7 protein-coding genes and 1 pseudogene are annotated in these 14,776 nt (G+C 39.2%); 5 read left to right on the top strand and 3 right to left on the bottom strand.

The window, feature by feature from the left end; all coding sequences use genetic code 11:
- Positions 1–11 precede the first annotated feature (11 nt).
- From V7K84_RS33880 to V7K84_RS33890, 3 genes and pseudogenes are all read right to left on the bottom strand, one after another.
- Positions 12–1,061 (bottom strand): TauD/TfdA family dioxygenase, encoded by a 1,050-nt coding sequence (locus tag V7K84_RS33880; RefSeq protein WP_334844835.1) that lies wholly within the window; start codon positions 1,059–1,061, stop codon positions 12–14.
- Positions 1,062–1,064: 3 nt separating this feature from the next.
- Positions 1,065–1,958, bottom strand: a complete 894-nt coding sequence (locus V7K84_RS33885) for a hypothetical protein (protein ID WP_334844836.1) — start codon at positions 1,956–1,958, stop codon at positions 1,065–1,067.
- 147 nt (positions 1,959–2,105) lie between these two features.
- Positions 2,106–5,447, bottom strand: a pseudogene (locus tag V7K84_RS33890) (condensation domain-containing protein); the annotation flags it as partial.
- 655 nt (positions 5,448–6,102) lie between these two features.
- On the opposite strand from V7K84_RS33890, the gene V7K84_RS33895 reads away from it, so the two are divergent.
- The 5 genes from V7K84_RS33895 to V7K84_RS33915 all read left to right on the top strand — a co-directional run bounded on the left by V7K84_RS33895 (position 6,103) and on the right by V7K84_RS33915 (position 14,774).
- Positions 6,103–9,090, top strand: a complete 2,988-nt coding sequence (locus V7K84_RS33895) for a TonB-dependent siderophore receptor (protein WP_334844837.1) — start codon at positions 6,103–6,105, stop codon at positions 9,088–9,090.
- A 230-nt stretch (positions 9,091–9,320) separates the two neighbouring features.
- A complete protein-coding gene (locus V7K84_RS33900; protein WP_334844839.1) occupies positions 9,321–10,277 on the top strand; it encodes a sucrase ferredoxin in 957 nt (318 codons plus the stop codon).
- A complete protein-coding gene (locus V7K84_RS33905) occupies positions 10,270–11,274 on the top strand; it encodes an iron-siderophore ABC transporter substrate-binding protein (RefSeq protein ID WP_334844841.1) in 1,005 nt (334 codons plus the stop codon). Before V7K84_RS33900 ends, V7K84_RS33905 begins: the two co-directional genes overlap by 8 nt.
- Before the next feature lie 37 nt (positions 11,275–11,311).
- Positions 11,312–12,613 carry an MFS transporter gene (locus V7K84_RS33910; protein WP_334844842.1) on the top strand — a complete coding sequence of 434 codons (1,302 nt, stop codon included), beginning with the start codon at positions 11,312–11,314 and terminating at the stop codon, positions 12,611–12,613.
- Positions 12,614–12,647: 34 nt separating this feature from the next.
- Positions 12,648–14,774, top strand: a complete 2,127-nt coding sequence (locus tag V7K84_RS33915) for an acylase (RefSeq protein ID WP_334844844.1) — start codon at positions 12,648–12,650, stop codon at positions 14,772–14,774.
- The last annotated feature ends 2 nt before the right edge of the window (positions 14,775–14,776 follow it).

The raw sequence follows: 14,776 nt of genomic DNA on the forward strand, positions 1-14,776 counted from the left end.
CGTACTTGGCACTAAATCTCTTGACTACTGAATACTTCTGACATCCCAACTACCACTTTTCTTTCCCCGACAAATGGCTGTCTTCCATGTGCTGTCAGCATATTATCCAGCATTAAAATATCTCCAGCCTGCCAGGGAAAAATCACAGTTTCTTGTTGATAGATGGTACGAATTGCATCCAAAACTTCTGCTTCAATTGGTGAACCATCACCGTAATAGGTATTATGTGGCAAATCCTCTTCTGAAAATTCTGCTAACAATGCAGTGCGAATCTTTGCATTCAAAGTGCTGACATGAAAAAAAGCGGCATGATTAAACCAAACAGTTTCACTTGTTTTAGGATGTGTAGCGATCGCTTGTCTATGAGTACGGGTTCGTAAGCGATTTCCTGGCTTCCACTCGAATTCAATATGATTGCTACGGCAAAATTCTTCTACTTCGGCTGGGTTTGTGGTTTGAAATACTGTTTGCCAAGGTAAGCCAAAACCATCACCGAAGTTACGCACATACATCACGCCTGTTTCGATGAAGCGATCGCGAATTTTTGGGTTAATCTGTTGTAATAATCTCCGCGTATCAGCGATAGGAGTTTCCCCACCTTGCTGTGCTGGTGTGACGCAGTGAAAGAAAATTTTTAAAGGCCAGCTAGCGGCATAAGAATTCTCGCTATGCGGAAAGATACTTTGGTCAGCAGGATAGTCAGTAGATGTGTAGATTTTACCTTGAATTGCGCTCCGAGGTGAAGAGCGATCGCGGTATTCTAATAAATCTCCCGAAACAGCCTGGATAAAATTTTCAAACTCGGCAATATCTTTTACTTGGAAATTACGAAATAGTATACCTCCATGCTTAAGTAAATTTGTAGTAATTAACTCTTGATTATTAACTGCCCATGTTAATAAATTGACCCCTTCTACAGTGGTTTGGCATAACACAGGTAAAGCACTATCAGTTAGAAGAGGCGTTAATTTGACCAATTCTGTTTGCAAGAGATTGATAGCTTGCTGTCTTTTAACCTTTAGAAAAGATTGACTTTTTTCTTTTGTATCTGTCCTTTCCATTAATTAAACCTTATTACTTGCACTAGTGGCTGTTGTAAAATCTATAGCTAGCTCTTCCAAAGAATTTACACCTAATTCTTGCAAAATGTGTGGTTGTAATGTGTTGTTCTCTATAATATTACTGCCTTCGTTATTTTCGCCTTTGTAGACAATTACTAAGTTATGGTAAAAATGTACTTCTACAATATGTTTATCAAAATAAGATGGTGAGTAACCAGGATTTAAAAACTCCTGATAATTTAAGCCATCAGCTAATCTTTTGTACATTGCCATTATGGTATGAGAAGCATTTAAATCAATGCTACCACCCACGTTTATACAGTTTGCCAAATACACACTTTTTTCACCCTTTTCCGACCAATTACTGCCTAAGCTTGGCCAATAAGAAATGTGGGTATTTTCTTCTGCATAAATACCTCCATCTTTCAAAAATGGAAAAAGAATATTAAAAGTCTTAATTCGATGTTCATTTATGGAACAACCGTCATCAATGATAATATCTAATTCTCCAGTTTCATTAATAACTTCTTTTAAAAAAGCTTCATCAGTTTGAGAACCCTTAAATATTTTGATCCGTTCTTCTTCTAAACCTTGTTTCTCTACAATATCGATTCCATAAATATTACTGTTGGGAAAATATGTTTTCCACATCCTTAAAGAATCACCTCCTGATGTCGAGTCGTCATAACCTCCTACACCAATCTCTAGGATATTGAGCTTTTTCCGACTTAAAGGAGCAAAGTGCTTTTGATAATGTTGAGCAAATCGATGAGTATCACCCCACTTAGCATGATTATAAAGAGGTGCTAATTTGATTAAGTTTTTACGATAAAGAGTTTTTTGGACATGATGAGATAAATTATCTACCAAATTTCTTGATGCTGTTAGCAAGCTCATTGATGTTTTCCTATATATAAAATAACAATTTTAGGCTTCACGAATTGCCTTACGTTTGGTCAGCTTGAGCTTTTCTAAGGATGTATATTCTAGTCTTTGCTCTCTAATTAGTCTCTGTTCTCTATCAACATTTTTTAGGATCTCGCCTAGTTCGTTCACTTTAGTATCAGGCTTTTCTATGACATGCCATAGCAGCATTTCAAAATGATTGTTTATGCTAGCAATCGTTACAGCATTAAACAAATCTATCTTATACTCCATTGAACCCTGAAACCCTTCTTCACTTTCCCAAATGCTAAATTTTAAATCAAATTTAGAAGTACCAATATCTACTTCTTGAGGATGCATATTCAAGTTGTTAATTTCGATAGCTGGTATCGGTGCATTTTGCAAAATAAACATTACCTGAAACAAAGGGTTATAACTCAGGTTACGTTCTGGTTGTAACTCCTCTACTAGCTTCTCAAAAGGTAAGTCTTGATGGGCGTAAGCATCTAATGCACAAGCACGTAAACGTTGTAGAACTTCTCGAAAACTGGGATTTCCACTAAAATCTGTGCGAAAAACTAAGGTATTGATAAAGAAGCCAATTAAGTTTTCCGTTTCTTGCCAGTTACGACCTAATACGGGTGAACCAACTAAAATATCATCTTGTTTATTATAACAGTAAAGCAATGTTTTAAACACTGCTAAAAGTGTCATAAATAAAGTTACACCTTCTTGTTTATTTAAGTTTTTTACTGCTTCCTTGATTTCTCCTGTAATCGTGAAAAACTCTTTTTTACCTTTAAATGTCTGAATTGCTGGTCTAGGTCTATTGGTGGGAAGTTGAAGTAAAGGTGCGCTGCCATTTAGCTGCTGTTTCCAATAATCTAATTGAGGTTGGAGAACATCTGTTTGTAACCATTGTCTTTGCCAATAAGCATAATCTGCATATTGGATACTTAGTTCAGGTAAAGGTGAAGGTTTACCAAGAGAGAACGCAGCATAAATTGTTGCTAGTTCTTGAATAAGCACACCAATTGACCAACCATCAGAGATAATATGATGGATAGTAATTAGCAACAGATGCTCATCTTCTTTGAGATGTAGAAGTGTTGCTCTTAATAGCGGTAATTGGGAAAGATTAAATGGTTTTTGGCTTTCTTGCAAAATTAAACTTTGAATATCAAAGTCGAAATTTTGCAGAATTGATAATTTGACTTCTAGATTCTCATGAATAACCTGAATAGGTCTTCCGTCTATAGGAGTAAAGGTTGTGCGTAAGCTCTCGTGACGCTTGATGATTTCATTCAGACTTTGTTCAAGGATCGCTGGATTAAGTTTACCAGTTAATCGAATAGCGATCGCAACATTATAAAAAGGATTTCCCGGCTCTAACTGGTCAAGAAACCATAAACGCTCTTGTGCTAAACACAGAGGTAATTCACCATTGCGGGGAACAGGTTGAAGTTTGTGATTCGTGGTGGTTGTTTCTGTAGCCAATACCAGTTTAACTACCTGAGCAATACTCGCTTCAAACAAATCAATAGCCGAAATAGATACTCCTACATCTTGCTGAATCCGATTTTTCAAATCAAACGCCTGTAAGGAATCTATACCCAAATTGCTCAAGGGTTGTTGAATATTTACCTGCTCTAAAGGTACTGATAATACTTGAGCTACCAACTGTTGTAAGTAAGTTTCTAGATTTGTCGGTTGCTCTTTGGGTAGACTCACATCAAAACTATCCAAAATACTACTTTGGACAACATTGAGAGTCCCTGCTAAAAACTCTGCTTTGGTAGCGCGACGTTGTATTTTCCCACTAGAGGTTTTAGGAATAGTACCAGGCTTAATTAACACCACTGTATAAACTTGCATCTCAAATTCTTGAGAAACCGCCTGACGAATAGCAGCAGTCACTTCCTCTAGATTTGGTTTAGCGCGGAATTCTAACTCCTGTACCACTACCAACTTCTCTTCGTTCTCTACCTCAACTGCAAATGCAGCACTACTACCCAAACGTAATGCTGGGTGAGAGCGTTCTGTGGTGAGTTCGATATCTTGTGGGTAAAGGTTGCGGCCGCGAATAATAATTAAATCCTTGGCTCTACCCGTAATAAAGACTTCTCCACTATCCAAAAAGCCTAAGTCACCTGTGCGGAGAAAAGGTCCTGACGCTTCGCTAACTCCTGTATCTTGCAAAAAGGCATGAAAAGTCTGTTCTGTCTCTGTTTGACGATTCCAATAGCCTTTCCCAACACTGGGGCCAGATACCCAGATTTCCCCTACTTCTCCATCCTGACAGCGAGTTAAAGTTTCTGGATTGGCAATTACAATCTGTTGTTGTGGCACACTGCGGCCACAGCTGACTAATGCTATTGAATTATCGTCCTCAGCAACCACATCAATTACATCATTGCGTTCTAAAGCGCTCTTATTTACGTTTTTGCATCTAACTAACGCAGACTTGACGCTACCAGATACCATTAAAGTGGCCTCTGCCATGCCGTAACAAGGGTAAAAAGCTTCTGGACGAAAACCGCAATCAGCAAAGGTAGCTGCAAAACGCTCTAAAGTTTCCTGGCGAATTGGTTCCGCGCCGTTAAAAGCTACATTCCAACTGCTTAAATCGAGGGTTGAGCGTTGTTCAGGAGTAATTTTTTCAATACAAAGTTCATAGGCAAAGTTGGGAGCGCCACTGGTGGTTCCTTTGTAACGGGAAATTGCTTGTAACCAACGGTACGGACGCTGGAGAAAAGCTGCTGGCGGCATCATGATACAAGGAAAAGCTGCATATAAAGGTTGTAGTACGCCGCCAATCAGTCCCATATCATGATAAACAGGCAGCCAAGTGACAAACTTACTACTGGCGGAATGTTCCATATACTGGCGCGTCACCACAGCATTGTGTAGTAGGTTGCCATGATTGAGCATCACACCTTTGGGTGTACCAGTAGAACCGGAAGTGTATTGCAAAAAGGCCAGAGTTTCTCTATCAATCAAAGGCTCTTGCCAAGCCTCTTCTATAACCGGTGCGAGGTTATCGGTAGTCAGCCAGCGAATACTATCTAGATCAAATTTATCGGCAAGCAAAGATTTCAATTGAGACAAGATGGCCGTTGTTGTCAGAATTACTGCCGTTTGTGCATCTTTTAAAATCGCCAAGATTCTGGGGGTGTTGCGCTGATTGCGTGGTGGATAAGCTGGGACTGCTACCACACCAGCATATAGACACCCAAAGAAGGCCGGTAAGTAATCTATGCCAGGTGGGTAAAGTAGTAACGCCCGCTCTCCAGCTAATTCTAAAATTTGAAGTTGAGATGCGATCGCTCTACTATATCGATCTAACTCTCCATAAGTTAGAGTCGCTCCTTGTGCTTCTCCATCGTGCAGAAAGGTAAAAGCCTCAGTGTTTCCTTGCTCTACCGACCTGTAACGCAGTAGCTCCACAACTGTAGAAAACTTACAGACCATTTCTTCTAAATCATTGAGACATTCAGTCATTGCTCTTTCAAAATCCTGATGCACAAAAAATTCTGGGATATCAAGCCGTTGCAGCCTTTGCCAAAAGAATGACAAATTTTAACCGCGTTCTATTTGCGTACAGCTTATTTTCCGGTGTTTCTGAATCGAGGTATGAATCTGGATGTAGAGACGTGTCTCTACAAGGATTTTGAAATTACGCAAAATTATTTTTCGTACCGCAATCAGCAACGCCATTTTTTAATCCAGCAATATTATTGCTACTTATTTGCAATTACTCTTAAAACTTTAAAGCAACTTAGGTAAGATAGCAAGCAAATTTTAATTAAAAACTATTATTATCTTTTGCTCACAAATAATTTCTAATAACTCTATCTAAAGATAGATGACAAAGCTTAAGTTAGGTAAATCTTACTTGACTACTGCTATAGCAATACCTTGAAAAGACTGATTTATAAGGATTTTTCGCACAACGCTAGTCAGATTTAGAAAATTCAGAAGTTTTGATAAATGCTTGCTCAGGCGTAACCTTTATGATAATGTCTCCTAATAGCACTAGAGTTAGCTGCAAATTAGTCGCAGATAGCTTTTGAGGATTTCTAGGGCTAGTGTCAAGCATTATTGATAATATATCGCGTCATTAATATCAGACGTGAAATTTTCATGGGCTGTGAGAATGAGTATCAATATGCAACTAGAGCCTTTATTTAAAAGCCTGTTAATTACAGGTTCAGTTCAAGGAGAAACCAGAATGAAGGGTGGGTTAATGAGTGAGATACGTTCGGTGGCATTAGCATTAGCGGTAATTAGCAGCTTAGTACAACCAGCCCATGCAGGAACACAGACAGCCGAACTATCTAGTCAGAAATCTCACTCTACCAGAGCGGCACAATTGCTTGTGCAAAGCAGCGATAACGTTAATAAAGTTACAGGCGTTAAAATAAATTCTACTGATAAAGGCATTGAAATTATTTTAGAAAGTGCTAACGCCGAAGCACTCAAACCAGTCAATAACAATCAAGGCAACAGTTATATAGCAGATATACCCAATGCAGTGCTAGCACTAGACAAAGGTGGAAACTTTACCCAAAATAATCCTGCACCAGGCATTGTATCTGTCAGCGTCACTCAAGCTAACACCAATACCTTGAGAGTAACGGTAATCGGTGAGGGAAGTTTACCTAATACAGAGTTATTTGATAGTGACCAAGGTTTGATATTTGCAGTTACACCAATTGCATCAGCTACTAAACCACAGCAGCCAACACAAGCCGTGGCAGAAGTCACTGGAGTCAAACTTAATCCCACCAATAACGGTTTGGAAATCATCTTGACAACTCCAGATGGTGAAAAATTACCAGTATTGCCTAAGACTGAAGGCAACACATATATTATCGAAATTAATTCGGCTCAACTGCGCTTACCCAGTGGTGGCACATTCCGCCAAGAAAAACCCATTGCCGGAGTTAGTGAAATCACCGTGACTAATTCTGATGCCAACACTATCAGAATGGCTGTAATTGGAGTAGATAGTATTCCGAAAGTAGAGTTATTTGATAGTGACCAAGGTTTGATTTTCGGTGTCGCCTCAGCTGCATCCTCTACTCAGGCACAAACGCAACCCCAAACACCAACAGAACCAACCCAGCCATCGGCCTCTGACGAACCAATTGAATTAACAGTCACAGGTGAGCAAGACGGGTATCGCGTACAAGATTCATCAACTGCAACAAAAATAGATGTTCCCCTACGCGACATCCCTGCATCTGTACAGGTAATACCCAAAGAAATCATTCAAGACCGACAAGTAGTCAGGCTCAACGAGCTCGCAGACAACGTTAGTGGTGTACGTCGTCAAGAGACTTATGGTGGACTTGCATCTCAAGGCTACTTTATTCGTGGTTTTGAGACAGGATTTGAGAATCTGCGTAATGGCTTCAAAGATTTTGGCTTCATTAGTCCGCGTGATGTTTCTAGTATCGAACGTGTAGAATTTCTCAAAGGGCCAGCATCAATTTTGTATGGTAGCATCAGCAGTCCTGGGGGTGTCGTCAACACAATTACTAAACAGCCCCTATCAGACCCGTTCTATCAAATCAATGGCACTATTGGCAGCGACGACTTTTACCGCACATCAATTGATTTAACTGGGCCGCTTGTAGAAAATCGTTCTGCTCTTTACCGCCTGAATTTAGCTTACGAAAATGCTGATAGCTTCCGGGACTTTGTTAATAATGAAAGTACTTATATTGGGCCAATCATTACCGTAAAAGCGGGAGAGAATACAGATATTACCTTTGGTTATGAATACCAAAAGTACGACTACACTTTTGACCGAGGTTTTCCGAATAATAACAGAGTAGTTTTTGACCTCCCCATCAACCGCTTTTTAGATGAACCTAGTCTTAATAGAGGTGAATTTACATCTAATAACTTTACTTATGTTCTAGAAAGCAAATTTGGCTACAACAATAATTGGAAATTCCGCCAAGGCTTCAACGTCATTAACGTTAATGGTAGTGCAGGAGGCACTCAAGCTAATTCTATAAACGAAGATGGTCTAACTGTAGCGCGGGAATATCGAGTTAGCAATGATAAATCAAACAACATTTCATTTCAAAATGAAATTAGCGGCAAATTTAATACTGGCTCAATTCGTCATAATATCCTTGTGGGGCTAGAGTTATCCAATTACAGTTTCCAGTACGACTTTTATCGTGGAACTATTGCAGATTTAAATATTTTTAATCCTGTTTATGGCGCACAGCCAGAATCCGTGGAACGGGCGTTTTTTGAGAAATATGGTGGAAGTAATATTGCACTATATTTACAAAATTTAGTTGAAATAACACCAAATCTTAAATTGCTAGCTGGTGGGCGTTTTGACTGGGTTGATTCCTTTTATAGAAACTTGGAAACTGGCGCAACTAACAACGAAACTTCAGATTCTAAATTTTCGCCACGAGTTGGCATAGTCTATCAACCTACTGATTCCACTTCAATTTATGGAAGTTGGACAAATTCCTTTAATCCGCAAATATTCGGGAGAAGTATTAATAACGAAGCATTTAAACCAGAAACAGCAAAACAATTTGAAGTTGGCATTAAACAAGAATTTCTTGACAATCGGCTCTCAGCAACTTTAGCTTATTTTAACATCACAAAGAAAAACGTTTTGACTACAGACCCAGATCCTGCGAATTCTGACTTCCAAATCCAAACAGGTGAACAAAAAAGTAGCGGTGTTGAACTCGATGTAGTTGGAGAAATTCTTCCTGGCTGGAAAATAATTGGCACATATACTTATACAGATGCTTTTGTCAGCGAAGACCCAATATTAGTTAATAATAGATTAGCTGGTGTACCTTACAATAGTGCTAGTTTGTGGACTACATATCAATTACAAAAAGGTAATTTACAAGGTTTGGGACTAGGATTTGGTCTAGTTTATGTAGGCCAACGGGAATCTGACATATCCAATAATAATGTCAAAATTCCTTCTTATTTGAGAACAGATGCCAGTATTTTCTATAAACGGGATCGTTGGCGAGTTGGTGTCAACATTAAAAACCTATTTGATACTAAATATTATGAGTCTCAAGGATTTTACATTGTTCCGGCTGCACCATTCACTGTTCTGGGAACCGTTTCTTTGGAGTTTTAATTTGGGAGTAGTTGTAAAATTTGATACATACTTTGATTGACGGAAAATTGACTAAACGGGCGGGGTTTACCTGCCCAAGATTTGCTTTATTGTTCATACATAATATTGGTGCATCAATAACTGAATTGTTTTGGTTACGCAAACAATATGATTGAGTTTCACAGATATCTACCCTAAAAAAATAGGGTGGCAGTGAAAAGTTTAATCCTTTATTACCTAGTTATTTTATTATGGCTAATTCTTTTTGTGCGCTAGAGTCTCTTGATGTTGGAGAAGATCCAATTGCCAATGCTTACAATTTTGACTTTTTTGTAATGATTGAATGTCCAACTCCTTGGACAAATGAGGCATTTAATTCTAAACTAGTTCCTGAGAACCTGCGAAATATAGTCAAAGAATTTGCAGAATCTGAGATAACTGTAGAGTTTTTATTAATTTCTAACAAGGAATTGAAGCAGCCAGATGCGACAAGGGTTTTGATATATCAGAAACCTACTGGTTTGGCTCAAGGATATAGCAAATATGAATTGTTATTATCTGATATTGCTGAGGTAGCGCCTATTATTAAAAAATGCTTATTTGAGAAAAATTTAGATAATTATATTAGCGAACCTCACACAAGAGATATTTTTATATGTACTCATGGTAGTCGTGATAAATGCTGTGCTAAATTTGGTAATCCTTTTTATCGTCAGGCAAAAAATATCGTTAAAGGTTTAGGGATGAATAATGTCAGAATCTGGCAATCTAGTCACTTTGGTGGTCATCGTTTTGCACCTACTGCTATCGATTTTCCAGAGGCTAGATACTATGCTAGGTTAGATTCTGAATCATTCTCTTCCATTTTGACCCGCACTGGAAATCTTGAATTTATTAAGCATATTTATCGTGGGTGGGCAATATTACCAGAAGCTGCACAGGTTTTAGAAAGAGAAATGATTCTTATCTCTGGTTGGCAATGGTTGACTTACAAAGTTGATTATCAGATTATCCAACAAAGTGAGAATGGGGAATTTAATCGCATAAAACTAAATTTTCTTAAGCCAGATGGGAGCTTGGGTAGCGTAAAAGCTGATGTGTTAGTTGATAAAGTTAAGACTCTATATCTAAGCGATTGCCAGCGTGAGATTGTCGAAACAGTTCCCCAGTTTTATGTACAAAATTTGTTGGCAGAGGTGCATGAATAAAAATTATATCATTAGGAAAAAAAGATACGTAGATTATTGTAAAATATGTATTTTGATGGTTATTTCGTTATTCTTTTTTGCCGCTTGTCACAGTGGTTTTGATCAAAATACAGGTGAATCTAAATCACAATTATCAATGCCAAAATGTCGCTTATTTAAGCATGATTTAGGTGAAACTTGTGTACCTCTAAACCCGCAGCGCATTGTTGTTGCAGAGCAAATTACATTAGAACCTTTGATAGCATTAGGATTGAAACCAATAGGTATACCTGAACATACTTTTGTAGCTAGTAAAACTAGTTTTCTCAAGAGGCAAATGGCTGGTATAAATTATATAGGCAAAGAGGGACAGTTGAATTTAGAAAAAATATTGAAATTGCATCCAGATTTAATTATTAGCTTATATGATATTAACTCAGAAACCTATCGATTGTTTTCACAAATAGCTCCTACAGTTAAATTTAAATATGTCCATACTCAATGGCAAGAATCTTTTCGGCGTATTGCTGAAGTATTAAACAAGACTGAACAAGCTGAAAAATTATTGAATCAATACGAACAGCGATTAACAAAATTGCGAGATGCTTTAAATAATCACCTAAATAAACTAGAAGTTTCTGTCGGCCGGTTTCATGGAGGAGTACAACTACCTGAGTTTCGTTCTCAATTTTCATTTCCTGTCAGTATTTTGCAAGAAGCCGGAATTGCTATGCCAGATGCTCAACGTCAGTTAGCTAAAAATCCTGACGAAAATTTGGTAATACTGAACTTAGAACGTATAGACTTACTTGATGCTGATGTTTTATTTGTAGCGGTAGATCCTGGGGCTAGAGAATTATTCCAAAAATATCAAAAGACTCGTCTTTGGCAAACCCTTAATGTAGTTCAAAATCAACGAGTTTATAGTGTTGATTCTAGTTACTGGATTTTTGGAAGTATTCTATCAGCAAATGCAATACTTGATGATTTATTTAAGTATTTGCTCAAGGCAGCGTGACAGTGAATTAATTAGTCAATTATAAGGAACGCTGCTCATGAAAACAGAAATGAAATTTAGTAGTTTTCGTAATTTTATTATTGTCTGGATTGGTCAGTTTGTTTCGGCTATGGGCAGTAGTATGACCAGCTTTGCCCTAAGTATTTGGGTCTGGGAATTTACAGATCAGGTAACAACACTAACGCTTGTAGGTTTCTATACGTTACTTCCCAGTATTCTGATTACTCCAATTAGTGGAGTGATTGTGGATCGGTGGAATCGCAAGTTACTGATGATTGTAGGAGATAGCGTAGCTGTAGGAGTAACAATAGCGATCGCACTCCTATATCTAACCAATCATTTGCAAGTTTGGCACTTATATATTACAGGCGCGATTACAGGAGTTTTTAATGAATTACAGTCTCTAGCCTATTCTGCATCTGTGGGATTAATGATACCTCCAAAGCATTATTCCCGCGCTAGTAGTATGGAATTTTTATCAGGTTATGGTGCAAAAATTATGGCACCAGCTTTTGCTGGCTATTTATACTATGTAATCGGCTTGGTAGGAATTTCGCTGATTGATATCTTAACTTTTACTTTTGCAATTATTAGTGTGCTTTTAATACACATTCCACAACCACCATCTAGAGAAGTTCACAGTCAATATCCAGAAAATATTTGGCATGAATTGGGATTTGGTTGGCGCTATATCCAAACACATAAGAGCCTGCTAGCTTTGTTAATGACCGGAATGCTGTTTTGGTTTTTTCACGATGTTGGTGGTGCTGTTTACACACCGATGATTTTGGCACGTTCGGGCAATAATACTCTTTTGTTGGGCAGTTTAGCCTCAGCAGCAGGTATAGGTGGTGTGATGGGAGCATTAATCATGAGTGCTTGGGGTGGATCTAAGCATCGAGTTAAGGGCTTTTTATGGGGAATGGTCGGTGCTGGGTTGAGTAAAACCATTTTTGGATTGGGAAATACAGCCTTCGTTTGGATTGGCGCTCAATTTTGTTCTTCGGTTAATTTCCCCTTAAATGGCAGTTCAGAGAATGCCATTTGGCTAGCAAAGGTTACTCCTGAAGTGCAAGGTCGAGTTTTTGCGGTGCGATCGCTACTTTTTCAGATATTCTCAGCTATAGCCTATTTAATTGCCGGACCTCTGGCGGATAAAGTTTTTGAACCAGCAATGAAACCAAATGGTCAGCTAGCATGGCTGTTTGGCAATATATTTGGCATCAACAAAGGTGCTGGGATGGCACTGTTATACGTTCTATGTTCTTTATGTATGTTGCTGGTGGGTGTGTTTGGATTTAATGTCCGTTTGCTACGGAATATAGACGAAAGGCACTAAATTTTTCCAGTCAAATTAATTTAATCAAACCATTATGTTGAATATTAGGGTGTATTTGTGGCTATTTGACCAGCCAATACTGAAAAGAAAATTATCTCGATTTTTAGCTTTTATCCTCAGTGCCATTTTAGTTGTCGTTTTGGCAAATAACAGTTTTGCGACTGCACCCAAAACTACAGAGATATTATGGGATACTTACGGCATACCGCATATATATGGTAAAGATGCTCCAAGCGCTTTCCAGGCATTTGGTTGGGCACAGATGCAAAGTCACGCTAACTTGCTGTTGCGCCTCTACGGTCAGGCTAGGGGAAAAGCAGCCGAATACTGGGGAGAAGAGTATTTAGAATCTGATAAATGGGTACTGACGATGGGAGTGCCCAATCGTGCTAGTTCTTGGTATCGGGCACAAAGTCCAGCTTTTCGTAGTTATATAAATGCCTTTGCCACTGGGATAAATACTTATGCCAAAGACCATCCCGATCTAATTGATGAGCAAGTAAAAATAGTATTACCTGTAAAACCAGAGGATGTATTGGCACATTTGCAAAGAGTGCTGTATTTTACTTTTATCGTCAATCAAGAACAAGTAGCAGATATTACCCATACTCAATCGAAAGCTGGTTCTAACGGTTGGGCGATCGCACCTAAACATTCTGCCAGTGGCAAGGCAATGTTGCTGGCAAACCCCCACTTGTTATGGTCGGATTTATTTCTCTGGTACGAAGCCCAAATTACTACGCCAGGGATGAATGCTTCTGGAGCAGCCTTAGTGGGAATTCCGGTTTTAGCGATCGCCTTTAACGATCGTTTGGGTTGGACTCATACCGTCAATACTCATGATGGTTGGGATGTATACAAATTGAAATTGGCTGATAATGGTTATCTTCTAGATGGCAAAGTCCGTCCTTTTACAACATCAAAGTTTTTATTAAAAGTCAAGCAAAAAAATGGCTCGTTAGTCGAACAACCATTATTAGTCAAAAGTTCCGTCCACGGTGCAGTCGTTCAAGAAAAAGATGGGTTTGCTGTGGCGCTGCGGGTTGTCGGTGCAGACCGTCCGGGTGTGTTGGAGCAGTGGTGGGATATGGCGCGTTCCCAAAACTTAACCCAATTTCAAAAGGTATTGAAACGCTTGCAACTACCGATGTTTACCGTCATGTATGCCGACAGAGAAGGGCACATCATGCACCTATTCAACGGTCTGGTGCCGATTCGTCAACAAGGAGACTTTCAATACTGGGAAGGTTTAATTCCTGGCGACACATCTAAAACTTTATGGACAAAAATGCACCCATACAAAGATTTACCGCGTGTAATTGACCCGCCTAGCGGTTGGTTGCAAAATGCTAATGATGCACCTTGGACAACTACTTTCCCCCCTGCGATCAAAGCAGATGATTACCCTGCTTATATGGCTCCACGAGGAGAGATGTCTTTCCGGGCCCAAAGTTCTGCAAAAATGCTGGCTGAAGATCCAAAAATCTCTTTTGAGAAAATGATTGAGTACAAACATTCCACCAAAATGGAACTTGCAGAACGCATCCTCGATGGCCTAATTCCTGCTGCTCAAAAATATGGCGATGAATTAGCCCGTCGTGCTGCTGATATTTTAGCTGCTTGGGATCGGAATGCTAATGCTGATAGTCGAGGCGCGGTGTTGTTTTCATTTTGGTGGGAAGAAATGGATGAAAAGCAAACCTTTAGTATTCCTTGGAGTGAGAACTCGCCGCGCACCACACCCGATGGTTTAAAAGACCCAGAAAGTGCGGCGAAAGCGCTACAAATAGCAGCAACAAAAGTCGAAAAAGCTTATGGAAAGCTAGATGTTGCTTGGGGTGAAGTCTTCCGAGTGCATAGCGGAAACTTGGATTTACCTGCCAACGGTGGCCCTGGGGATCTAGGAATATTCCGCGTCCTCCATTTTGCTCCAGCTAAAGATGAACGCTTTCAAGCTGTCGCTGGTGATAGTTATGTTGCAGCCGTTGAGTTTTCGCAACCCGTAAAGGCAATGGCTCTCATCAGCTACGGTAACGCGACTCAACCCGGTTCGCCCCACATTACCGACCAACTACCACTGTTTACTCGCAAGCAATTGCGTCCTGTTTGGCGAACTCGTGCAGAAGTATTAGCAAACTTGGAGGAACGCAAAACTTTTTGACA

It is taken from the genome of Nostoc sp. (assembly GCF_036917315.1).
Lineage (GTDB): Bacteria > Cyanobacteriota > Cyanobacteriia > Cyanobacteriales > Nostocaceae > Nostoc.